At 64.1% G+C, this 22,332-nt stretch carries 15 protein-coding genes; 5 read left to right on the plus strand and 10 right to left on the minus strand.

Features of this window, described 5'->3' with window-relative positions; genetic code table 11:
• Positions 1 to 44: 44 nt before the first annotated feature.
• From AAHM38_RS17465 to AAHM38_RS17475, 3 genes are all read right to left on the minus strand, one after another.
• Positions 45 to 1,808 (minus strand): putative 2-aminoethylphosphonate ABC transporter permease subunit, encoded by a 1,764-nt coding sequence (locus AAHM38_RS17465; protein ID WP_116576010.1) that lies wholly within the window; start codon positions 1,806 to 1,808, stop codon positions 45 to 47.
• Positions 1,809 to 1,815: 7 nt separating this feature from the next.
• Positions 1,816 to 2,958, minus strand: a complete 1,143-nt coding sequence (locus AAHM38_RS17470) for a putative 2-aminoethylphosphonate ABC transporter ATP-binding protein (protein WP_116576011.1) — start codon at positions 2,956 to 2,958, stop codon at positions 1,816 to 1,818.
• A 78-nt stretch (positions 2,959 to 3,036) separates the two neighbouring features.
• A complete protein-coding gene (locus AAHM38_RS17475; protein WP_116576012.1) occupies positions 3,037 to 3,903 on the minus strand; it encodes a LysR family transcriptional regulator in 867 nt (288 codons plus the stop codon).
• Between the two features lie 323 nt (positions 3,904 to 4,226).
• Between AAHM38_RS17475 and AAHM38_RS17480 the strand changes: the two genes are divergently transcribed.
• A complete protein-coding gene (locus tag AAHM38_RS17480) occupies positions 4,227 to 5,930 on the plus strand; it encodes a M30 family zinc metallopeptidase (protein WP_116576013.1) in 1,704 nt (567 codons plus the stop codon).
• 155 nt (positions 5,931 to 6,085) lie between these two features.
• Here the strand turns inward: AAHM38_RS17480 and acnB are convergent, their stop codons facing one another.
• Positions 6,086 to 8,671 (minus strand): bifunctional aconitate hydratase 2/2-methylisocitrate dehydratase, encoded by a 2,586-nt coding sequence (acnB, locus tag AAHM38_RS17485; protein ID WP_116576014.1) that lies wholly within the window; start codon positions 8,669 to 8,671, stop codon positions 6,086 to 6,088.
• 211 nt (positions 8,672 to 8,882) lie between these two features.
• Here acnB and fdxA point away from each other — a divergent pair, with 211 nt between their 5' ends.
• Both fdxA and AAHM38_RS17495 read left to right on the plus strand, forming a co-directional pair.
• On the plus strand, positions 8,883 to 9,221 hold the full coding sequence (fdxA, locus tag AAHM38_RS17490; RefSeq protein ID WP_009241864.1) for a ferredoxin FdxA: 339 nt from the start codon (positions 8,883 to 8,885) through the stop codon (positions 9,219 to 9,221).
• A gap of 29 nt (positions 9,222 to 9,250) precedes the next feature.
• Positions 9,251 to 10,072 carry a crotonase/enoyl-CoA hydratase family protein gene (locus tag AAHM38_RS17495; RefSeq protein ID WP_116576015.1) on the plus strand — a complete coding sequence of 274 codons (822 nt, stop codon included), beginning with the start codon at positions 9,251 to 9,253 and terminating at the stop codon, positions 10,070 to 10,072.
• Between the two features lie 28 nt (positions 10,073 to 10,100).
• Here the strand turns inward: AAHM38_RS17495 and AAHM38_RS17500 are convergent, their stop codons facing one another.
• On the minus strand, positions 10,101 to 10,634 hold the full coding sequence (locus AAHM38_RS17500; protein ID WP_009241866.1) for an Mpo1 family 2-hydroxy fatty acid dioxygenase: 534 nt from the start codon (positions 10,632 to 10,634) through the stop codon (positions 10,101 to 10,103).
• Between the two features lie 147 nt (positions 10,635 to 10,781).
• Here AAHM38_RS17500 and AAHM38_RS17505 point away from each other — a divergent pair, with 147 nt between their 5' ends.
• Together AAHM38_RS17505 and fusA are read left to right on the plus strand one after the other, a co-directional pair.
• On the plus strand, positions 10,782 to 11,504 hold the full coding sequence (locus tag AAHM38_RS17505; RefSeq protein WP_009241867.1) for a Crp/Fnr family transcriptional regulator: 723 nt from the start codon (positions 10,782 to 10,784) through the stop codon (positions 11,502 to 11,504).
• A gap of 137 nt (positions 11,505 to 11,641) precedes the next feature.
• Positions 11,642 to 13,744, plus strand: coding sequence for an elongation factor G (gene fusA / locus AAHM38_RS17510; protein ID WP_116576016.1), 2,103 nt, complete (start codon positions 11,642 to 11,644; stop codon positions 13,742 to 13,744).
• Between the two features lie 279 nt (positions 13,745 to 14,023).
• Here the strand turns inward: fusA and AAHM38_RS17515 are convergent, their stop codons facing one another.
• The 5 genes from AAHM38_RS17515 to imuA form a co-directional block, all read right to left on the minus strand.
• A complete protein-coding gene (locus AAHM38_RS17515; RefSeq protein ID WP_116576018.1) occupies positions 14,024 to 15,181 on the minus strand; it encodes an SLC13 family permease in 1,158 nt (385 codons plus the stop codon).
• Between the two features lie 141 nt (positions 15,182 to 15,322).
• Positions 15,323 to 15,856: a helix-turn-helix domain-containing protein gene (locus AAHM38_RS17520; RefSeq protein WP_004633895.1), complete on the minus strand. Its 534-nt coding sequence runs from the start codon at positions 15,854 to 15,856 to the stop codon at positions 15,323 to 15,325.
• Positions 15,857 to 16,381: 525 nt separating this feature from the next.
• Entirely contained in the window at positions 16,382 to 19,621 is a 3,240-nt protein-coding gene (locus tag AAHM38_RS17525) for an error-prone DNA polymerase (protein WP_116576019.1), read from the minus strand.
• 7 nt (positions 19,622 to 19,628) lie between these two features.
• The gene (locus tag AAHM38_RS17530) at positions 19,629 to 21,212 is read right to left on the minus strand and encodes a Y-family DNA polymerase (RefSeq protein ID WP_009241872.1); all 1,584 of its coding nucleotides are present in this window, start codon (positions 21,210 to 21,212) and stop codon (positions 19,629 to 19,631) included.
• Positions 21,145 to 22,101: a translesion DNA synthesis-associated protein ImuA gene (imuA, locus tag AAHM38_RS17535; protein WP_116576020.1), complete on the minus strand. Its 957-nt coding sequence runs from the start codon at positions 22,099 to 22,101 to the stop codon at positions 21,145 to 21,147. The genes AAHM38_RS17530 and imuA overlap by 68 nt, the downstream gene beginning before the upstream one ends.
• Positions 22,102 to 22,332 lie beyond the last annotated feature (231 nt).

Raw genomic sequence — 22,332 nt, forward strand, 5'->3', positions numbered from 1 at the left:
TGTTGCTTGTTGCTATTGCGGACTACGAATGACGGACGACGGATTCAGCGCGTCGCTGTGCGCCAAGCCTGCGTGCGGCGCACGACGCCGCGCATGGCCAGTTCGAGCAGCAGCGATACGACGATCGACGTGACGAGAATGAGAGTGGACATGGCCGCCGCAGGGCCGATGTCGCCGGCGTCGTCCATGTTCAGCACGGCCACGGAGGCGAGGACGGTGTCCGGGCTGTAGAGGAAGATCACCGCCGACACAGTGGTCATGGCCGACACGAACAGATAGCGCGCGCACGACAGCACGGCCGGCAGGCACATCGGCAGCGTCACTCGCCAGTACGTGCGCAGCGCCGACACCTTGAGCGAGGCCGACACCGCCTCGAATACAGGATCGAGTTGCCCCAGCGACGCCACCGACGTGAGGTGCGCCGCCGTGGCGCAGTGCATGATCGTGCAGAGCACCATCAGCGCCATGCCGCCATACAGACCGTTGAGCGGATTGGCCGGATGGTTGAAGAAAAACACGTAGCCCAGACCGAGCACGAGGCCGGGCACCGCCATCGGCAGCAGCACGGCAAAGCGGATGGCCGAATGCAGCCCCGATTGCAGCCATCCTGCGGCGCGCGTCTTTTCGACCAGCCATGCGCCGGTGAAGATCAGTGCGGTACCGAACAAGGTCGTCAGCGCGGCCAGCTTCAGGCTGTTGCGATATGCGAGCCAGCCGCCGCCGTCCATATTGTCGAAGTCGTAGTTGCGCAGCGACAGTTCGAGGTTGTACGGCCAGAGCTTCACCAGCGATGCCCCGACGGCGGTGGCAAGCATCAGCAGAATGCCGCCGACCACCAGGACGCTCAGCAAGAGGAAAAGTCCGTCACGCAGGCGATCGGGCTGCGGATGATATGGCTGCGCGCGGCTGGCCAGCGCGGCGTGCTGACGACGCTGCACCAAGCGCTCTACCGCAAAGGTCAGCAGCGCCGGCAGCAGCAGCATCAGGCCGATCACGGCACCGCGCGCAAACTGCTGCTGCCCCACCACGGCCTTGTAGGCTTCCACAGCCAGCACCTGGTAGCTGCCCCCCACCACGGTCGGCACACCAAAGTCGGTCGCCACCAGCGTGAAGACCAGCGCAAAGGCACCGAACAAGCCGTAGCGCGCGCCGGGCAGCGTGACCGTTCGGAACGTGCGCCACGGGCTCGCGCCCATGGCACGGGCGGCGTCATACAGCCGGCCGTCCGCCAGCGTGAGCGTCGCCAGCAGCAGCATCAACGCATACGGAAACGTATAAAACACCTCGCCCAGCACGATGCCCCGGAAGCCGTAAATGTTGCTGCCGTTCATCCATGCCTTGAACAGACCCTGGTTGCCGAAGAGGTAGACCAGCGCAATGCCTGGAAGCAGCGACGGCGCAAACAGCGGCAGCATCGCCAGCGTGCGCAGCGTGCCGCGCAACGGCATGCGCGTGCGCTGCACCGCATACGCCAGGGCAAACGCCAGCGGGACCACAATGGCGGCCACGGCGCTGGATACGGCCAGCGTACGCCCCACCATGGCCAGGAAATTCGGCCCCTGCACCACGTGGGCAACCAACGCGAGGCCATGCTCGTCTGTGCTGCGGGCACTGGCGACAAGGCCCGTGGCCTGCAACAGCATCATCGCCGTGGGCAGCAGCAAGCCGATGGTCAGCAACAGCAGCCAGCCGAGCTTCATGCCCGTCAGCACCGGCGCATCGGTACGCCAGAACGGCCGGCCCGCAGCGCGAACCGGTTCGGATTGCGTGGCCGCAACCACGTTGGTCTCGGGGGGCAGCATCGACATCGTGGCCTCAGGCATACACGCGCAGGCCGTCGCGCTCCAGGGCGATCCAGAGCTTGCTGTCGCCCAGGCCGTTGCGGCCGGCTTGCAGCGCGCTCGATGCCACTTCGGCCACCAGCGGTGCATCGGCCAGGCCATCGATCGACAGCGTTACGCGCGTGCGGCTGCCAAGGTAGATCTGGTCGACCACGCGGGCGAGATGGCGGTTGGGGGCGTCGTCGTCGGGGTGCAGCGTGACCGCTTCGGGGCGGCAGAACAGGCGGCCCGGCGCCGATGTGCTGTCTGCGAAAGTCGGATCCAGCAGCAACGGTTGGCCGGCCAGCGTGGGCGAGCCGTCTTCCGCGCGCTCCAGCGGCAGCCAGTTGGCCTGGCCGACAAAACCGGCGACAAACGCGGTGGCCGGGCGCGAGTAGATCTCCGTCGGCGACCCGGTCTGCTCAATGCGGCCGTTCGACATGACGGCGATGCGATCGGCCATCGCCATGGCCTCGTCCTGGTCATGCGTGACCATCAGCGTGGTCACATTCAGCTTGCGCTGCAGGCGGCGCAGCTCGATGCGCAGGTGTTCGCGCACCTGGGCGTCCAGCGCCGACATCGGCTCATCAAGCAGCAACAAGGACGGTGCGGGCGCCAGTGCGCGGGCCAGTGCCACGCGCTGCTGCTGGCCGCCCGACAGCTGCGACGGGTATTTCGCCTCGCTGCCGGCCAGCCCGACCAGGGCCAGCATCTCGGAGACACGCGCCTGCATGCGCGCACGGTTGCCGTTGCTGGTGTCCAGCCCGTAACCGACGTTCTGCGCGACCGTCAGGTTGGGAAACAGCGCGTACGACTGGAAGACGATGCCGTAGTCACGCTCGCGCGGCGGCAGGTTGGAAATATCGCGGCCACCGGCGACGATCTGGCCGCCGTCGTGCGCCTCCAGCCCGGCAATGATGCGCAGCAGGGTCGTCTTGCCGCAGCCCGAGGGGCCCAGCAGGCAGACGAATTCGCCCTGCGCAACATCCAGCGACACACCGTCGAGTGCCGTGAACGCGCCAAAACGGCGCGAGACGTGTCGCACGGAAAGGAACGGCGCGGCGGAACCCGAGGTCGGGCTGGTGACAGGCTGAGGTAGGGGCACGGGGGCGCGGACAGTGGCAAAAACGGTCGACACTGTAGCCAGCCGACATGTACCCCTTGTGGCAGTTACCCCAAAAACGCCAATGCGCGCATTTCCGGATTTTGGTCCGGTCTATGAAGAAACCGGCCGGACTTCGCTCAGGAAGGCCGCAATCAACCGCGCCTCGCGCCGATCCTGCAGGCAGTACAGGTATTCGCTCAGCTCCGGCGCACCGCCTTCGAACGGCAGCACTCGCAGATCGGCGTGGCTCGGTACTTCCTGGCGGGCGATGACGCTCACGCCCAGGTTGCGCATGATGGCCTCGCGGATGGACTCCCGGCTGCCGATCTCTACCGTGGAAGCCGGCGTGACGCCTGCCTGGGCCATCATCGTTTCGGTCATGGCGCGGGTGGTCGACCCAACCTCGCGCACCAGCAGCCTGCATTGCGACAGCGCGCTGACTGGCACGCTCGTCCGGTCGGCCAGCGCGTGGCGGCGATGCACTACGAGCACGAGCGGATCGCGCGCCAGCTCAATACGCAGAAAGCGCGCATCGTCCACGCGCTGCGACGACGACGCCACGTCAACGCGGTACTCTTGCAGCGCTTCGAGCATCTGCACCGAATTGCCGGCTTCGATGCTGACGTCGATGCCGGGATGGCTCTTGCAGAAGCGATCCACGATGTCGAGCACGTAATACGGCGCCGTCGCGCCGATGCGCAGGTGCCCCGAGCCCATATCACCGGAGTTGCGCAGGAAGAAATCGATCTCGGTTTCCTGGCGCACAAGCTGGTCCACCAGCGGCATCAGCCGCACGCCGGCATCCGACAGGGTCAGCCGTCGCCCGCCACGGTAGAACAGCTCCACGCCATAGGCCTCTTCCAGGGCGCGGATCTGCGAAGTCACGGTCGGCTGCGACAGGCCGAGCTGCTTGGCTGCCAGCGTAATGCTGCCCAGGCGGGCGACCATGAAGAACGATTTGAGCTGCGCGACGAGCATCAGCGGGTGACGTATTGAGCGCCTGGATGGCGCGGTGAATAAGCAGGCGGCTCATTCTAGCGGACGGGCCCAGTTGCCAGAGTGGCTTCGAGTGCCCTCCTCCGTTTTCTGCTTCTACATCCCGCAGCTACGACTTTTTCAACCTTTTCGACAACGCAAACTTTGCGCACCCCCACATTGGGGGGAATTGAGGGCTGTGAAGCCGTCATTTCCACGGATCGAATCCGCCGCTTCACCTTGAGAATCCGTCCGCGTGTTGCGTCTGGGCGGTCACGAGCCGCGCTCGCGCAGGTTTCGGTATTTGCGGATTTGGAGAGAAGTGGATGAAACGCAGCAGCAACAACGTACGCGGCACAAAGCAATGGACCATCGTGATGATGGTGGCAGCAGCGGGCGCCCTGGCCGCTTGTGGCGGAGGCGGCGGTGGCGGCAGTTCGGGGGCCACCCCGGCAGCCACGCAAAGCTCGTCCGCCAATATCACCGTGGCACCGGCATGCAGCGGGTCAAACTGCGGGGCACTGGGCAATACCTACGCCGGCTCGGGTGTGGGCGTGTGGCAAGCGACCAACACGGGCGGATCGGCCGGCACGGTTCCGGTGTCGATCGCGGGGCTCACGGGCCAGAGCGTGACGCTCGTCTACACCAACCAGAGTGCGGCGGCGCAGCCGATGCCGTCCGTCTCGCTCTCGGGCGTGGGGCTGCTGAACGCCACCGGCACGCCGGTTCCCAAGACTGCCGCCGACGTGGCAGGCAATGACGCCAACGCCGCGTTCGACCGGCAGCTTTCGGATTTCAACATCCATGCGCTGGACGGCTATGCCACCGGCGCCGGCCCGCTCAAGACGCAAGGCGCCTCCAACAATACGGTGCTGCGCCCGCAGTCGGTGGCCAGCGTCGGCACACAGCGCACGTGGAACCACCAGCAGCCGGACGGCACCGCCACCGTGCGCACGGCCACGCTGCGCCAGCAAGCCACAGCCACGGACGGGCGCATCGTCAACCTGTGGGTGGAAAACGCCGAATACGGCTCCAGCAAGATCAGCGACGGCATCATCAACACGCTCATCACCAAGTTCGCTTCGGGCACGCAGTCGGTCTATACGCTGGCCACATCGCTGGTCGGCCAGCCGTGGGGCAGCTACTCCAGCTCGGCGAGCCTGATCGACCCGAACCAGGCGCTCGACATCGTGGTGTTGAACATCCAGCCCGACGGTCAGGCCTATGGCCGCGTGGGCTACTTCTGGGCGCGCAACAACTTCACCACCAGCTCGCAGCCGCTGTCGAACCAGTCCCTGTCGCTCTATGTGGATTCGGAAACCATCTACCTGGGCGGCACCAACGGCCTGAACACCGTCATCTCGACGCTCGGCCATGAATTCACGCACATGGCCAACTTCTATCAGCGCGGCGTGCTGCACGGCTCGCAGTACATGTACGGCACGTGGCTGGAAGAAATGACGGCAATGACGATGGAAGACGTGCTCTCCAGCCAGATCGATCCGGGCTTCAACAACGTGCGCGACAGCCGCTTCCCGGCTTGGCTGCAGAGCGCATATGACTGCTCGCTGACGGCGTTCGATCCGTCGCTGTCGTCGTCGTGCCCCGGGTACCCGATTTCGGGCAGCCTGGGCGGCTTCCTGCTGCGCCAGTACGGCATTGCCTACTACACGAATCTGCTGCAGAACTTCTCGTCGACGGACTCGACTGCGGTACTGAACAACGCCATCCAGGCCGGCGGCGGTGCAGGCCTGGGCGATGCTACGGGCCGCTGGGGCACGGCGGTCGCGCTGCTTCCGGTGCCGGGCAGTCCGTCGGGCTTCGCGTATCCGGCTCGCACGGACAGCGGGTTCTCGATCCCCGCGCTGAATGGTCCGAGCTACAGCAGCCAGCGCACCATGCCGACGTCCGTGCCGGCCACGCTGCAAGGCTTCGGTCAGTTTCCGGTGGCGCGCGGCACGAAGGCCGGCACGTACAGCGAGACGATCACGGTGCCGGCGTATTCCACGGTATCGATCATCATCCACTGACACCACGCGGCTCAGGCAGCCGGGCCCTTTCGGGTTCCCGCCAGCCGCAGAATCCAGCCAAGCAACAAAACAAAAGGCGCCGGGGGCATTCCACCCCCAGCGCCTTTTTCACGTCACCGCGTCAGGAACTGCCCGACGCGGCTGCGACAACGCATTTACATCTGCACGGTGTCGGCCACTTCCTTGAAGTCTTCGATCTGGTCGAAGTTCATGTACTGGTAGATCTTGTCGCCGTTCGCGGTGAGCACGCCCATGTCGGCCATGTACTCTTCCTTGGTCGGGATCTTGCCCAGACGCGAGCAGATCGCTGCCAGTTCCGCCGAGCCCAGATACACGTTCGTGTTCTTGCCCAGACGGTTCGGGAAGTTACGCGTCGACGTCGACATGACCGTCGCACCTTCGCGCACCTGTGCCTGGTTGCCCATGCACAGCGAGCAGCCCGGCATTTCGGTACGCGCACCGGCCGTGCCGAACACGCCGTAGTGACCTTCTTCGGTCAGCTGCTTCTGGTCCATCTTGGTCGGCGGCGCCACCCACAGCTTGACCGGGATGTCGCGCTTGCCTTCCAGCAGCTTCGACGCGGCACGGAAGTGACCGATGTTGGTCATGCACGAGCCGATGAACACTTCGTCGATCTTCGCGCCGGCCACGTCGGACAGCGTCTTCACGTCGTCCGGGTCGTTCGGGCATGCGACGATCGGCTCGTGGATGTCGGCCAGGTCGATCTCGATGACGGCAGCGTATTCGGCGTCGGCATCCGGTTGCAGCAGTTGCGGATCAGCCAGCCATGCTTCCATCGCCTTGATGCGGCGTTGGAGGCTGCGGGCATCCTGATAGCCCTGCGCGATCATCCACTTGAGCAGCGTGATGTTGCTGTTCAGGTATTCGATGATCGGCTCCTTGTTCAGGTGCACCGTGCAACCTGCGGCCGAACGCTCAGCCGATGCATCCGACAGCTCGAATGCTTGCTCGACCTTCAGGTCAGGCAGGCCTTCGATTTCGAGGATGCGGCCTGAGAAGATGTTCTTCTTGCCTTGCTTGGCGACCGTCAGCATGCCCTGCTTGATCGCGTACAGCGGAATCGCGTTGACCAGATCACGCAGCGTGACGCCCGGCTGCATCTTGCCCTTGAAGCGGACGAGCACAGATTCCGGCATGTCCAGCGGCATCGTGCCGGTGGCTGCCGCGAAGGCGACCAGGCCCGAACCCGCCGGGAAGCTGATGCCGATCGGGAAGCGCGTGTGCGAGTCGCCGCCGGTGCCGACGGTGTCGGGCAGCAGCATGCGGTTCAGCCACGAGTGGATCACGCCGTCGCCGGGGCGCAGCGCGATGCCGCCGCGCGTGCTGATGAAGTTCGGCAGCGTCTGGTGCGTCTTCACGTCGACCGGCTTCGGATACGCGGCGGTGTGGCAGAACGACTGCATCACCAGGTCGGCCGAGAAGCCGAGGCACGCGAGGTCCTTCAGTTCGTCGCGGGTCATCGGGCCCGTGGTGTCTTGCGAGCCCACCGACGTCATCTTCGGTTCGCAGTACGTGCCCGGGCGGATGCCCTGGCCTTCCGGCAGGCCGCACGCGCGACCGACCATCTTCTGCGCCAGCGAGAAGCCCTTGCCGCTGTCGGCCGGCTGGTGCGGCAGGCGGAACAGCGTCGACGGTGCGAGGCCCAGCGCTTCACGCGCCTTGGCGGTCAGGCCGCGGCCGATGATCAGCGGAATGCGGCCGCCGGCGCGCACTTCGTCGAACAGCACGTCGGACTTGACCTGGAATTCGGCGATGACCTTGCCGTCCTTCAGTGCCTTGCCTTCGTACGGGCGCAGTTCGACCACGTCGCCCATGTTCATTTGCGACACGTCGAGTTCGATCGGCAGCGCGCCGGCGTCTTCCATCGTGTTGTAGAAGATCGGGGCGATCTTGCCGCCCAGGCACACGCCGCCGAAGCGCTTGTTCGGAACGTACGGAATGTCCTCGCCCGTGAACCACAGCACCGAGTTGGTGGCCGACTTGCGCGAGGAGCCGGTGCCGACCACGTCGCCCACATAGGCGACGAGATGACCCTTTTCCTTCAGCGATTCGATGAACTTGACCGGGCCGCGCTTGCCGTCTTCTTCCGGCGTGATGCCGGGGCGTGCGTTCTTCAGCATCGCCAGTGCGTGCATCGGGATGTCCGGGCGGGTGGTGGCGTCCGGTGCCGGCGACAGGTCGTCGGTGTTGGTTTCGCCCGTTACCTTGAACACGGTGATGGTCAGGCTTTCCGGCACTTCCGGACGGCTCGTAAACCATTCGGCGTCGGCCCAGCTTTGCAGCACGGCGCGCGCGTTGGCGTTGCCCTTGTCGGCGAGTTCCTTCACATCGTGGAACTGGTCGAACATCAGCAGCGTCTTCTTCAACGCTTCTGCGGCGGTAGCGCCCACTTCGGCGTCAGCCAGCAGTTCGATCAGCGGCTGGATGTTGTAGCCGCCCAGCATCGTGCCGAGCAGCTCGGTGGCGTGGGCACGCGAAATCAGCGCGCAGGCGGTCTCGCCCTTGGCCACGGCGGCCAGGAAGCCGGCCTTCACCCGGGCGGCTTCGTCCACGCCTGCGGGCACACGATGGGTGATCAGGTCGACCAGGGTCTGTTCTTCGCCAGCGGGCGGATTGGTCAGCAGTTCGACCAGTTCGGCGGTCTGTTGAGCCGTCAGCGGCAACGGGGGAATACCGAGCGCGGCGCGAGCGGCCACGTGAGCGCGATAGTTTTCAAGCATGGAAGACCTGCTGAGATGACGTTACAGGGGAATCTTTTCGGGCATCCCGAAGGTGTTCCGGGCGCCGCTTGGGCGCGATTCTAATCGCAATACCCCAGACGGTCAAATGTCTTATATCTTATATAAGAGTTAAACGGGCAAACCGTCCTCTTTGGATCCGATGCCGCATAATTGCGGGCGAGTTCCCAACCGGTCCCCACCCTCGCCCGCAATGCCATATGTAGTCACCGAATCCTGCATCCAATGTAAATACACCGACTGCGTCGCCGTCTGCCCCATGGACTGCTTCCATGCCGGTCCGAATTTTCTGGTGATTGATCCGGATGAATGCATCGATTGCTCGATCTGCGTGCCGGAGTGCCCGGTGGGCGCGATTTATCCGGCTGCCGAAGTGCCGGCCGATCAGCAGGACTTCATTGCACTGAATGCACAGCTCTCGCGCCGCGCCGACTGGCCCCGCCTGACGAAGGTGCAAGCGCCTCTGCAAGATCATGCGCACTGGGCACAGGTGAAGGACAAGCGCGATGCATTGGTCATCGCTCCCGATTGATTCGACTCTCTCGCACAGAACACCTCTCCATGACTGACCGCATCCTGCTCAGCATCGACGCCGGCGTGGCTGAAGTCCGGCTCAACCGCCCGGAGAAAATGAACGCCATCGACCCGGCCATGTTCGAAGCGCTCGTGACCGTTGGTAAACGCCTGATGAACGAGGCCGATCTTCGCGCAGTCGTGCTGTCCGGAGAGGGTAGCGCCTTCTGCGCGGGCCTCGACATGGGAAGCATGGCGAGCCTGGGCAGCAACGATGCGGGTTCGGACATCAGCGCCGGCCGTCTTGCCAAGCGCACGCATGGGGCGGCCAATCTGCCGCAGTACGCCTGCACGGTATGGCGTGATCTGCCGGTGCCGGTGTTGGCTGCGGTGCATGGTGTCGCATACGGCGGCGGCTTGCAGATCGCGCTGGGCGCAGACGTGCGGTACGTGACCGCCGACACGCGCCTGTCGGTCATGGAGATCAAATGGGGTCTGGTGCCCGACATGGGCGGCATGGCGCTCACGCGTGGCCTAGTCCGCGCGGATCGGCTGCGCGAACTGATCTACAGCGGTCGTGTCGTCAACGGCGAAGAAGCGTGCGCCCTGGGGCTGGCGACGCACGTTGTGGACGATCCGCGCGCGGCGGCACTGGCGGCGGCGCGCGACATTGCGCATAAGAGCCCCGACGCCATCCGCGCCGGCAAGCGCTTGATGCGCGTTGTGGAAGACGGCGACACCCCTGCCATTCTGCTGGCCGAGTCGGTCGAGCAGGACCGGCTGATCGGCACGGCCAATCAGCGCGAGGCGGTGCTCGCCGGCATGCAGAATCGCGCGCCGGTTTTTCAGCGGGCCGCGAAGTCTGAATAGATATTGGAAATAGCCTGGGGCTGGCAGCTCAGGCGGTGGCGTGCTTGACCGCCATCGCGGCGCGCATGGCGTGCGAGCGGCTGACCACCTCGTCACGCAGCTTCGCGCGCAAACCCAGGGCAAACGCTGTCTCGGCCACCAGGAACAGCGGCCCAATCACCAAGCCCGCCAGATCGTCGACGAACGCCGGCTTACGTCCTTCGTAGTAGTGGCCGACAAACTGGATGATCCAGCCGATCACGAACAGGCCGATGCCCACTGACAACCAGGCCGCCGTCGAATGTGCGGCCACGTGGTTGCCCGCCCACACGCACACGGCAATCAGCGCAAACATCACCACGCCGAACATCGCGTCCAAACGCAGGTAGAACAGCGTCGCCAGCGCCAGCACGAGCAGTGCCGGTGTTACGGCCACGCCAGACAGGTCTGCCAGCACGGGCCGCGACAGCAACACCGCAACCGCCAGCACAATCGCCGGAATGCCGACAAAGTGCGTAGCGATATTGCGGCCGTCCTGGTGGTAAGCGGCGTAGTTGGAAAGATGGTCAGACAGGGTGCGCATGAGGGCCTCCGGATTTTGTGCGTTTGCAGCATGGACGCTCCTGCCGCACGCTCGTTATGATCATTTCATCCTAGTCAGTGCACGGCATGCCGCTCTGTCGCGTAGCCGACACATTCGACGTTTCCGAAGCGCTCTTCAGCCGCCCCCATGGACCACCCCGTCGCCAGCTCCGGCACGCTGGACGCCCGCTCCTTCCGCGAACGGCTGCACGCCAGCAGCTGGTTCGGCACGCTTGACGCGGCCCTGCAGGACGCCTTGATCGACATTGCCGCCGTCCGGCGCCTGGGGGCCGGGGAACTTCTCTTCCAGCGTGGCGACGCGCCCGACGGCCTGTACTGCGTGGTGGAAGGCACGATCCGGATCGGCGCCACCAGCGCAGACGGGCGGGAAGCCCTGCTGGCCGTGCTGGAACCGGTCAACTGGTTTGGCGAAATCGGCGTGTTCGACCGCCAGCCCCGCACGCATGACGCCCGCGCTGACGGCCATACGACGTTGCTGCATATGCCGCAGGCGGCGCTGATCGCCTTGCTGGATGGCTCGCCCGCGCTGCTGCATGCATTTGCCCTGCTGCTGACTCACAAGCTGCGCCTGACATTCATCGTGCTGGAAGAAACCGCGCTCCTGCCCGCCCCCGTACGTGTGGCGCGGCGCCTGCTACTGATGGCGGACGGCTACGGCGACCTGCGCCTGGGCACGCGGCGTGTGCTGCACGTGCCACAGGAGCAGCTTGCGCAATTGCTGTCTCTGTCGCGTCAGACCGTGAACCAGGTTTTGAAGGATTTCGAGGCACGCGGCATCCTCAAGCTGGCTTACGGAGAAATCGAAGTGCTGGATTTTTCGCGCCTCCACCAGCTCGGATATGAGATGTGAAAGGGGTGAAATTTCATCCAATACCCCTACATGCGATGGGATAGGACCGATCCTATAATGTGTTCCCACTCGCACATTCGCCCTTCGCATGGTGCGGAGTTGGCGATGCGAGTGTCCTTCAACGGAAGAGAAACATCATGCCCCGCCAGACCCCCATCGAGCGCTATCGCAACATCGGCATCTCGGCGCACATCGACGCCGGCAAAACCACCACGACCGAGCGCATCCTGTTCTACACCGGGGTCAATCACAAGATAGGCGAGGTGCATGACGGCGCGGCCACGATGGACTGGATGGAGCAGGAGCAGGAGCGCGGCATCACCATCACGTCGGCGGCCACGCACTGCATGTGGCGTGGCATGGCCGGCAACTACCCCGAGCACCGCATCAACATCATCGACACCCCGGGCCACGTCGATTTCACCATCGAAGTGGAACGCTCCATGCGCGTGCTGGATGGCGCCTGCATGGTCTACGACTCGGTGGGCGGCGTGCAGCCGCAGTCGGAAACCGTCTGGCGCCAGGCCAACAAATACAAGGTGCCGCGCATCGCGTTCGTCAACAAGATGGACCGCATTGGCGCGGATTTCTTCCGCGTTGAGCGCCAGATGCGCGAGCGACTGAAGGGCAACCCCGTGCCGATCCAGATTCCCGTTGGCGCCGAAGACGGCTTTCGCGGCGTGGTCGACCTCGTCAAGATGAAAGAGATCCTGTGGGACGATGCCTCGCAGGGCGTGAAGTTCGAGTACACCGACATCGACCCGGCGCTGCTGCCCATCGCGCAGGAATGGCGCGAAAAGATGGTCGAAGCCGCCGCAGAGGCGGATGAAGAACTGCTCAACAAATACCTCGGCGGAGAAGAGCTGACCGAGGAAGAGATCAAGCGCGCCCTGCGCAAACGCACCATCGCCGGCGAAATCCAGCCGATGCTGTGCGGCTCCGCCTTCAAGAACAAGGGCGTGCAGGCGATGCTCGATGCGGTGGTCGATTACCTGCCCTCGCCAGTGGACATTCCCGCCATCGAAGGCCACGGCGAGAAAGACGAGCCGCTGGAGCGCCACCCGAGCGACAGCGAGCCCTTCGCCGCCCTGGCCTTCAAGATCATGACCGACCCGTTCGTCGGCCAGCTCGCGTTCTTCCGCGTGTATTCGGGCAAGATCAACTCGGGCGACACGGTCTACAACTCGGTCAAGCAGAAGAAGGAACGCCTGGGCCGCATCCTGCAGATGCACGCCAACCAGCGCGAAGAGATCAAGGAAGTGCTGGCCGGCGACATCGCCGCCGCCGTGGGCCTGAAAGACGTGACGACCGGCGAGACGCTGTGCGACCCCGAGCACGTCATCGTGCTGGAGCGCATGGAATTTCCGGAGCCCGTCATCAGCCAGGCCGTCGAGCCCAAGACCAAGGCCGACCAGGAGAAGATGGGCATCGCCCTGAACCGACTGGCGCAGGAAGACCCGTCGTTCCGCGTGAAGACGGACGAAGAATCCGGCCAGACCATCATTTCGGGCATGGGCGAGCTGCACCTGGAAATCCTGGTCGACCGCATGAAGCGCGAGTTTGGCGTGGAAGCCACCGTCGGCAAGCCGCAGGTGGCCTACCGCGAAACCATCAAGAAGGCTGCTGAAGACGTCGAAGGCAAGTTCGTCAAGCAATCCGGCGGACGCGGCCAGTATGGCCATGCGGTCATCACGCTGGAGCCCAACGAGGGCAAGGGCTACGAGTTTGTCGACGAGATCAAGGGCGGCGTGATCCCGCGCGAGTTCATCCCGGCGGTGGACAAGGGCATCCGTGACACGCTCAACACGGGCGTGCTGGCGGGCTATCCGGTGGTGGACGTGAAGGTGCGCCTGACCTTCGGCTCGTACCACGACGTGGATTCGAACGAAAACGCGTTCCGCATGGCCGGCTCAATGGCCTTCAAAGAGGCCATGCGCAAGGCCGGCCCCATCCTGCTCGAACCGATGATGGCCGTGGAAGTGGAAACGCCCGAAGACTACATGGGCAACGTGATCGGCGATCTGTCATCGCGGCGCGGCATGGTGCAAGGCACGGAAGACATTCCGGGTGGCGGCGGCAAGGTCGTGCATGCAGAGGTGCCGCTGGCCGAGATGTTCGGCTACTCCACCAACCTGCGTTCGCTCAGCCAGGGCCGCGCGACGTACACGATGGAATTCAAGCACTACGCTGAAGCTCCGCGGAATGTGTCGGAAGCCGTGATGGCGGCCAAGAAGGTCTGACGTTTTTTTGCTTCATCCGCTGCGGCCGCCGAGTGCGGCCGCAGTGCTGTGTGCGATAGCCCGCAGGCAGGTTTTCTACGCCGAAAATCGATAAACGCATGCACCTTCACCGGCAGGTAACGACGCGACGGATACAGCGCGTACAACGCAAAACGCTCATCCGGCCTCGATGCATTGCGCCTGCGCCTGTATGACGGACCATGCCGCCATTGCCGCGTTGCCGAAGACGTTGCGCCACGTACAACCGGCCTTTTCGCCCGATTGGGATGCGGTGCCCGCCTAACGCAGCCACATCAGCCACGCGTACACGATGCCCCCCGCAGCCAATAGAAACGGCATCGAGTACGCGTGGAACACCCACCACGCACGGCGGTCGCCCAGCATGCGCAACGCAATCAGGTTGGCCAACGATCCGATGAGCGTGCCGAATCCGCCCACGCTTACCGCAAAGGCGATCATCGGCCAGTCATGCGAATACTCGGCCAGCAGGATCGCCGCCGGCACGTTGCTGATGATCTGCGACACGCCAATGCCGGCCCGGTACAGATGCATTGGATTGTTCAACGCCAGCGCATCCAGCGCTTGCCGCACAACATCAAGCTGCGCCACCAGCCGCAGGTCAATGAACATCAACATGAACACGAGCAGCAGACCCCAGTCCACCCGCGCCAGCACATAGCGCGCACCGATGAGGTACAGCACGATCAATCCGGCCGCCGCCACCAGGGGGTGGCCCAGATCGGTCAACACCAGAAACGGCACGTACAGCGCGAGTGCCGGCACCAGCAGGCGCTTGTGCAATTCCACATCGGCGGTTTCGGCATGCAGATGGACTTCGTGCGAGGCAAATGCCAGCCACGTCACCACCAGCAGCAACGCCATCAGGAGTACGACCATCGGCGCCATCTGCCAGACAAATGCGCCAAACGACAGCCCCGATTGATGCCACAGGAAAAGGTTCTGCGGATTGCCGATCGGCGTGAGTGCAGAACCCGCGTTGACCGCCAGCGCCTCGAATATCACCAGCCGCGCCACCGGCAAGCTGGCGACCTGCCGCAAACCGACGGTGAGCGGCACGATGACGAACAACGCCACGTCGTTGGTCAATACGGTGGACAGCGCCGCCGAAGCCGCTACCAGGCTGAGTGCCAGTACACGCTGGCTGCTGACCACTTCGACGAGGCGCCGGCCGAGCAACTGCAGCATGCCGCTGGCCTCAACCGCCTTGGTCAGGATGAGCAAGCCGGCCAATGCGGCAATGGTGTGCCAGTCAATCAGCGCCGGATATTCAACAATGCGCTGGGGCTCCACAAAGGTCAGCGCGCCGCAAATGGCCAGCAGCGACCAGAAGAAAACGTCTTGTTTGAGGTGGAGCCAGAACGGCGGGTGTTGCGGCACGGCTTTCGCCATCTGGTTGCGTGGCGGATCGCCGTTCATATGAAAGAAAAAGGAAACGTTGGCGCAAACGCGCGCAAATCAACCGGGCGCGGTTTGCGCGGCCGATTGTAGTGCGACTGCCTCCTGCGCTCAATCGCAAGCCGGGCGCTTGCGTGCCCGGCCTGTGCCAGAAGGATCCGCTTACGACTCGCGCGAACCCGAACCGCCCGGACGATCTGAGCCGCCCGACGAGCCGCCCGCACCTGGGCGGTCCGAAGACGTCATGCGCGAGCGATCTTCTGCACTGCTGCCAGCATGCGGTGCGCCTTGCTGGCCGGCTTGGCTATGCGAGGCACCCGGATGATAGGCCGACTGCGGATGGCGCTCCGGCCCGCGGTATTGGCCCGCCAGGCCATGACCACCGCCCGTGCCGCCCATTGAGCCTTGCTCCGAGCGCTCGTGGCCTGCTTCTGCCCCGCCGCCCGCTTGCGTTGGCTGCGTCGGGTGATTGGCAATCACGCGCTCGATCTCGGCAACGGCTTCTCGCGGCGCCAGAACGACCTCCAGCCCCAGCGCGCCCGCCACGGCCATCAGCGTCGACAGGCGGGGATCGGCACGACCGGATTCCGCGCGCAAATACGCTTCGCGAGAGATACCGGCCATCTTTGCGACATCTTCCTGTTTGAGCTTGCGCGACTTGCGCAGACTGTGTAACTGCTTGAAAGGCTGTTCCATCTGTTCGCTCCTGCACCTGAGATGGGAAACACCGCCGGGTCTGGACCCGAACGATGGGCTGAAAATATGCGGATCGGGTGGCTGCACCTTCGTCCGCGGTCATACACAGCACGGCAACGGCGGCGGCTGTCATGTATGCACGCCGCTGCATAGGTTTTTGGGGGCGGCCTCCGTGATGTGTTTTCTACAGAGTAGACGTAATTTCGACTGCACCCAATATCGACGCGTGATGAAAGCGCATCTCATCAACCTGTTTATGGTGACAAGGCGGCTTGCGGGTCAGTTCCCTCACAGATGCCGTTTTCTTCGCTTGGCAGGCCAAGTTTGTGACGCCTCAAGCGCAAATCCTTGCATCCGCATTGCGTTTCGTCGATCCGCGCTTGCCCTAACCACCAATCGGAGGGTGCCCGGCGGGAGAGAACCGCCTGTGCCTCCTGCGTCACGGTGGGGCGAGCGCGCGTGCCTCTCATCACGCAATTGCCGTGCCGAAGGTGACGCGGCGGTCAGTTGCCGGTGGACAGGAAATTAATGGAAGTCGCGGCTGGAAGTGGCGAGGCGCCCCAGAAGTGGGGTCAGATCCACTAGATGCTGGGCGACAAGGTGTCGGGTCTCGCGCTCACATTGCCATTTACCGTAGACGCCCAGCAACTGGGCGTTCAGCACTTCGCGTCGCTGACGCTCGATCAAGTGCGGCCAGAGGATGACGTTGATGGCGCCCGTCTCATCTTCAATGGAAACGAAGATCGTGCCGTTGGCCGTGCCCGGCCGCTGCCGCACCGTGACAATGCCGCAAGCGCGCGCCAGTTGCCCGTTGCGATAGCCGGCCAGCGTGGCGGCGGTGGCGAAACGCATGCGCTCGAGCCGTGCGCGCAGCAGCTCTACCGGATGGCTCTGCAACGACAATCCCAGGCTGCCGTAATCCGCCATCACCTCTTCGCCTATGGGCGGTGCAGGCAGTTCCAGCGGCGCTTCCACCGGACGAGCCTGGCGCAGCAGCGCATGATCGCGGCCCGGCTCCTGCAGTGCGAGCGTTTGCCATAGCGCCTGACGACGGTGGCCGGCCAGCGACTTGAGCGCATTGGCTGCGGCCAGCACGTTCAGATCGTGGCGGTCGAGCGCAGCGCGATGGGCGAGATCCTCCACGCTGGTAAATGGCGCTTGGGCGCGAGCCGCTTCGATGCGCTCGGCAGCCGGCTTGCGCATGCCCCGAATGCGATTCAACCCGAGCCGGATATCGGGTTGCACTAGGCCATCTTCACCGGTCTCGCCATCGGCGCGGGGATGCAGCGTACTGTCCCAGACGCTGGCCGTTACGTCCGCCGGCAGCACGCGCACATGGCTGCGCCGCGCCTCCTGCACCAGTTGCGACGGTGAATAGAACCCCATCGGCTGACTGTTGAGCAACGCCGCAAAAAACGCCGCCGGCTCGTGACATTTCAGGAAGCTGCTGACGTAAGCCAGCTTGGCAAAGCCTGCCGCGTGGCTTTCAGGGAAGCCGTATTCGGCAAAACCTTCCATCTGTTTGCACAGCGCTTCGACAAAAGCAGGGTCGTAGCGCCTCTTGACGACCATCGCATGCACCAGGCGCTCCTGATGCTGCGTGAGATTCCCCTTGCGCTTCCAGGCGGCCATGTCGCGGCGCAGGCGGTCAGCATCATCCGCAGTGAAATCGCCGGCCTTCATGGCGATCTCCATCACCTGCTCTTGGAAGATCGGCACACCCAGCGTGCGTTCGAGCACGGCTTTCACCTCGGGGCCGGGGTAGGTCACGCAATCGGTGTTGCCATTGCGCTTTGCCTCGCGCCGCTGCAGATACGGGTGGACCATGCCGCCCTGGATCGGCCCCGGCCGTACGATGGCCACCTGGATCACCAAGTCGTAATACTCGCGCGGACGCAGACGCGGCAGCATCGATTGCTGCGCACGCGATTCGATCTGGAACACGCCGATGGTCTCGGCTCGGCAGATCATGTCGTAGGTTTCGGTATCGTCATCGGGCAGGTGCTGCATGGCGAGCTTGGCCGTCGCGCCGTAGTGCTCGCGCCGCCCGGGCAACGCATCGACCATGTCCAACGTGCGGCGAATGGCCGTCAGCATGCCCAGCGCCAGTACGTCCACCTTCAGCAGGCGCAGCGATTCGAGATCGTCTTTATCCCACTGGATGACGCGGCGGTTTTCCATCGCGGCGTTCTCGATCGGCACCAGGCGCGAAAGCTTGCCCTGCGCAATCACGAACCCGCCCACGTGCTGCGACAGATGGCGCGGAAAACCACGCAACTGATCCACCAGTTGCGCCCAGCGCAGCACCAACGGTGATTCCGGATCCAGACCTTGCTGGCCTGCGCGCTGCGCAAATTCCTTACGGCTATCCCACCACGCCTGCCCCTTGGCTACCTGCTCGATGATCCCCAGATCGATGCCGAGCGCGCGACCGACATCACGCAGTGCGCTACGCGTGCGATACGTGATGAGCGCCGCCGCCAGCGCGGTACGGGTCACGCCGTACTTGTTGTAGATGTACTGGATGACCTCTTCGCGGCGCTGATGCTCGAAATCGACGTCGATGTCGGGCGGCTCATTGCGCGCACGCGAAAGAAAGCGTGCGAACAGCGTGTTGCCGCTGTCCGGGTTCACCTCGGTAATCCCCAGGCAATAGCACACCGCCGAGTTGGCCGCCGAACCTCGCCCCTGGCAGAGAATCCCTTCGTTGCGCGCGAACTTCACCACGTCATAGACGGTCAGGAAAAACGGCTCGTAACCCAGCTCGGCAATCAGCCCGAGTTCCTCCTCAATCTGCGCATGCACCTTGTCCGATACACCATTCGGATAGCGTCGCGCGGCGCCAGCGAACGTTTCGGCGCGCAGGTATTCCGCCGGCGTCATGCCTTCCGGCACGACTTCGCTCGGATATTCGTATTCGATTTCGTCGAGAGAAAAATTGCACAACGCGGCCAGCTCCACCGTGCGACGCAGGATCTTCTCGCCACCCTCGCCTTGATAGAGGAACGCGAGCTGCATGCGCGTGCGCATTGCTTGTTCAGCGCTGGGCGCAAGTTCCAAACCGCACTCGGAAAGCGGCTTGGATAGACGGATGGCGGTCAGCACGTCGTGCAGCGGTTTGCGTTGGCGCGTGTGCATCTGAACACCGCCGGTCGCGACCATGGGCACATCGATCTGTTCCGACACCGCCAAGACCGTACCGCGATGGCGGTCATCCGCGTGCCGCAGCGGCAACTCCAGCGCAATCGATAGCCGATCCCCGAACACGCGTTGGCACCACCACGCCTGAGCCAACAGTTGCTGCGGGTCAGGGTCGTAATCAGGCAGCAGAATCGCCAGGCAATCGGGCGCGCCGCGCAGGTGCGCGAGTTCGCCATGGGGCGAGGCCAAATCGTCAGCCAGCAAGCGGTATTCGCCCTTGGGTGCGGCCAACCGCGCGTGCGTGATGATTTCGCTCAGGTTGCCGTAACCCTCGATGTTCTGCGCCAGCAGCACCAGCCGTAGCCAGGGTTCGCCATCGGCATTGCGCACCGTGAAGCGGCTGCCGATGATGAGCTTCAGTTCGTGCTCCTTCGAAGCCACAAGCGCCCGCGCGGTGCCTGCTACAGAGCAATCGTCAGTCAGCGCCAGCGCTTGATAACCGTAAAGTTTGGCGCGCTCCACCAGCTCGCTCGGGTGCGACGCGCCAGTCAGGAACGTGAAGTTGCTGATGCAATGCAACTCTGCATAGTCGGGCAGAACGGGGGGTGGCGTGGCCGAAGTCATGACGTGCTTAACCGAACAAGCCGTGCAGATACCAGCGAGCGTCCTCATCTCCCGCATTGACCTTGCTTGCGGAAACGCGCTCGCGATATACCCAGTAACGCTCGCCTTTTTCTCCTTCGGCGATGAAGTAATCGCGCTTGATGAGGACGTCATCCCACCAGCCGGATTCGATGCGCTCGGGCATCGACACCAGCCGTAACCGCCCTCGGTAATACGGATAATGCTGACGTGTCAGCAGCGCGATCGGTTTCTCCAGCAGCCAAAGCGGCCGCTCCGGCTGCTGCGCATGCCATTGCGCCAATGCCTGACGCGCGGCGGCACGGCTCTGCGCGGTGGTCGCGGCATTCACCTCGACCCAGTGGTTGGCGCGCTCGGGGCGATGGTCGGCACACGGCTGCGGGTGAAGTACGTTCTCGGCACCCAGTCGAGCGATCAGCGTGTCGATCAGGCGTGCAGCGTCTTCAGCGCGACCACCGGGCTCGGGAAACAGCGATTCCGTAGGCGGCGCGAGCGGCGTAGCGTCGGTCACCGTCAGACGCAGTTCGACCACCGGAGCGATCAGCGTGAGCCGATGCACGCGCTCGTGCAGCACCCGCGACAAGTGCGCCAGCGTGCGAACCGGCTGCGCCAGCGCGATCTCCACCGGAGTGGAGGAGGCGGCATCTTCACTGCTCCGGCCGCGCCGGCGTTCGTGCTCCAGCGTGAGTCGGTACGTCTTGGCGCCCAACTGAAGCGCCGACAGCCAGCCAACCAGCTGCAACAACAACTGCTCCGCGGCCGCCAGCACACCTTCCGCGTTATCGATGCGGCCAGATAATTCCAACGGCACATCAAAGCACAACGGCGCGGTGAACCACGTGAAGCTCTCGTGCCCGTTGCCATAAGCCGCGTCGAGCGTATCCATCAGCAACGGCCCGCAGCGCCGCCGCAATCCGCTACGCGGTAACTCGCGCAAATCGGACAGCGTGCGGCAGCCGAGGCCCTCAAGCCAATCAGGCCGTGTAAGACGCGCCACCGCATCGACCGGCAATTGATCAAGCAACGTCGACAACCTCTCCTGCCGCACCGCCCTCCGCACGCGCCCCTGACGGGCTGCTGCGCGACGCCGGCCACGTATCGGTGCCGGCTGTGCACTGGCAAGCCATGCCGCACCGCGCGCCGTCGGCCCGGTGCCAAGCTGCGGCATGGCACCCAACCGAAACGCGCAATACCTCACCGCCCGACACAGCGCGCGATGCCCACCGAACAGGCGCAAGCTGGCCTCCACCTCCAACAACACGGTCGCCTCATCCGCCACGCCCAACGTGACGTGCGGCGTGAATGCCAGCAGCGCCAGCGCCAGCGATTGCAGCAACCGCGTCTCGGCCGCAACGTCACGATCAAGCTGTATAGCGTGCGGCGCCAGCGCCTGGGCACCCGCCCGCCGCAGGCCTGCATGTACGCCTTCGCGCATCGCCAAACGGTTGGCCGACACCACGCGCTCCTGCTCCAGCACCACCACCGGCAAAGGCAGCGCGGCCGGATCAGACCACCGGGGTCGAAGCGCGTCGAGAGGGAGACAGGGCAGATGCACTGCGATCCAGAACGGCATGATCGGGAGTGTTTGGATCGGAAACATCCGACAAAGCGTCGAACGCCACAGAAGACGAAAGAGACGAAAGCGCGGCCAGCAATTTCGCCGTGGCCGGATCCATGATGAACGGCTCGACGGGCGGCACAGGCAACGGACGCACAGAAGCGCGACCGGCCCGAATCGGATCCGCCAACGGCAGCAGCAATGGAGATTCACGCAACGGCCCGCGCCGCTTATGGAAATGAATGGACAGCGCATCGGCGCCAGCCGGCTCCAGCCCCAGTCGCAGCACCGCTGGCGACGATTCTCGTTGTGCATGAGTCGGCCGGAACACCCAGATGGCGCTCTCGCCGGCCTGCGCCAACACCTGCAGCCTGCGTAACGCCCCTGGACGTGCCCGGTTCAGCCAGATCAGCACACCATCGAACGCCTGGCTGCGTAAAAGCTGCTCGGCGGCCCATAGAAGATCGGACGATTCGCCAGCACGCACCCAGACGATTTGTTCAGGAGAAAAATCCCAGCCCACCAGCCTCACTGCATTCGGCAGATGCGGTGGAGCAACCAGCGCGATGCGCCGTGCGCTCGTGCAGAGCGTAGACAAGGCCGGGCGCAGCAACCGGCATTCACCAATACCGGATTGCGGGCACAACAGCTCGATCAATCCGCCGAGGGGCCAGCCACCACCGGGCAACTCGGCATTCAGCGCGTCATATCCAGTGGCCAGCACACGCCCGTCGCCTCGCGCCAGACGGCCTGCGCTCCACAATGCGGGATGCAGTGTTTCCGGCAAAGGCACCTTCGAGGCTTTCGGGACGGGCGAGCGAAATCCAGGCGCCGCGCGCCCAACGGGGACGGCGCATTCCGCCACAGCTTCGGCAATGGAAAGAGACGGAGGCAACACAAACATGGAAACGCCAGGGCACGAATGAATACTGTATAAATATACAGTATCACAACTTCGCTTCAGCGCAGTCCAGTTTTGCGGGCGTGTTGCGGGGCAGCGATAACGCAGCTCAAGTGCAGATATTGCGGTGATTTGAAGTGGGATAGATACCGTGCAGAGTGATTCTTCACCGCCAATAAAACGCTTTGAAAGTCACTTTATTCGGTATGTATCCGCACGTGGCCATGGCGGATT

The organism is Ralstonia sp. OTU4908 (assembly GCF_038440115.1).
Lineage (GTDB): Bacteria > Pseudomonadota > Gammaproteobacteria > Burkholderiales > Burkholderiaceae > Ralstonia > Ralstonia pickettii.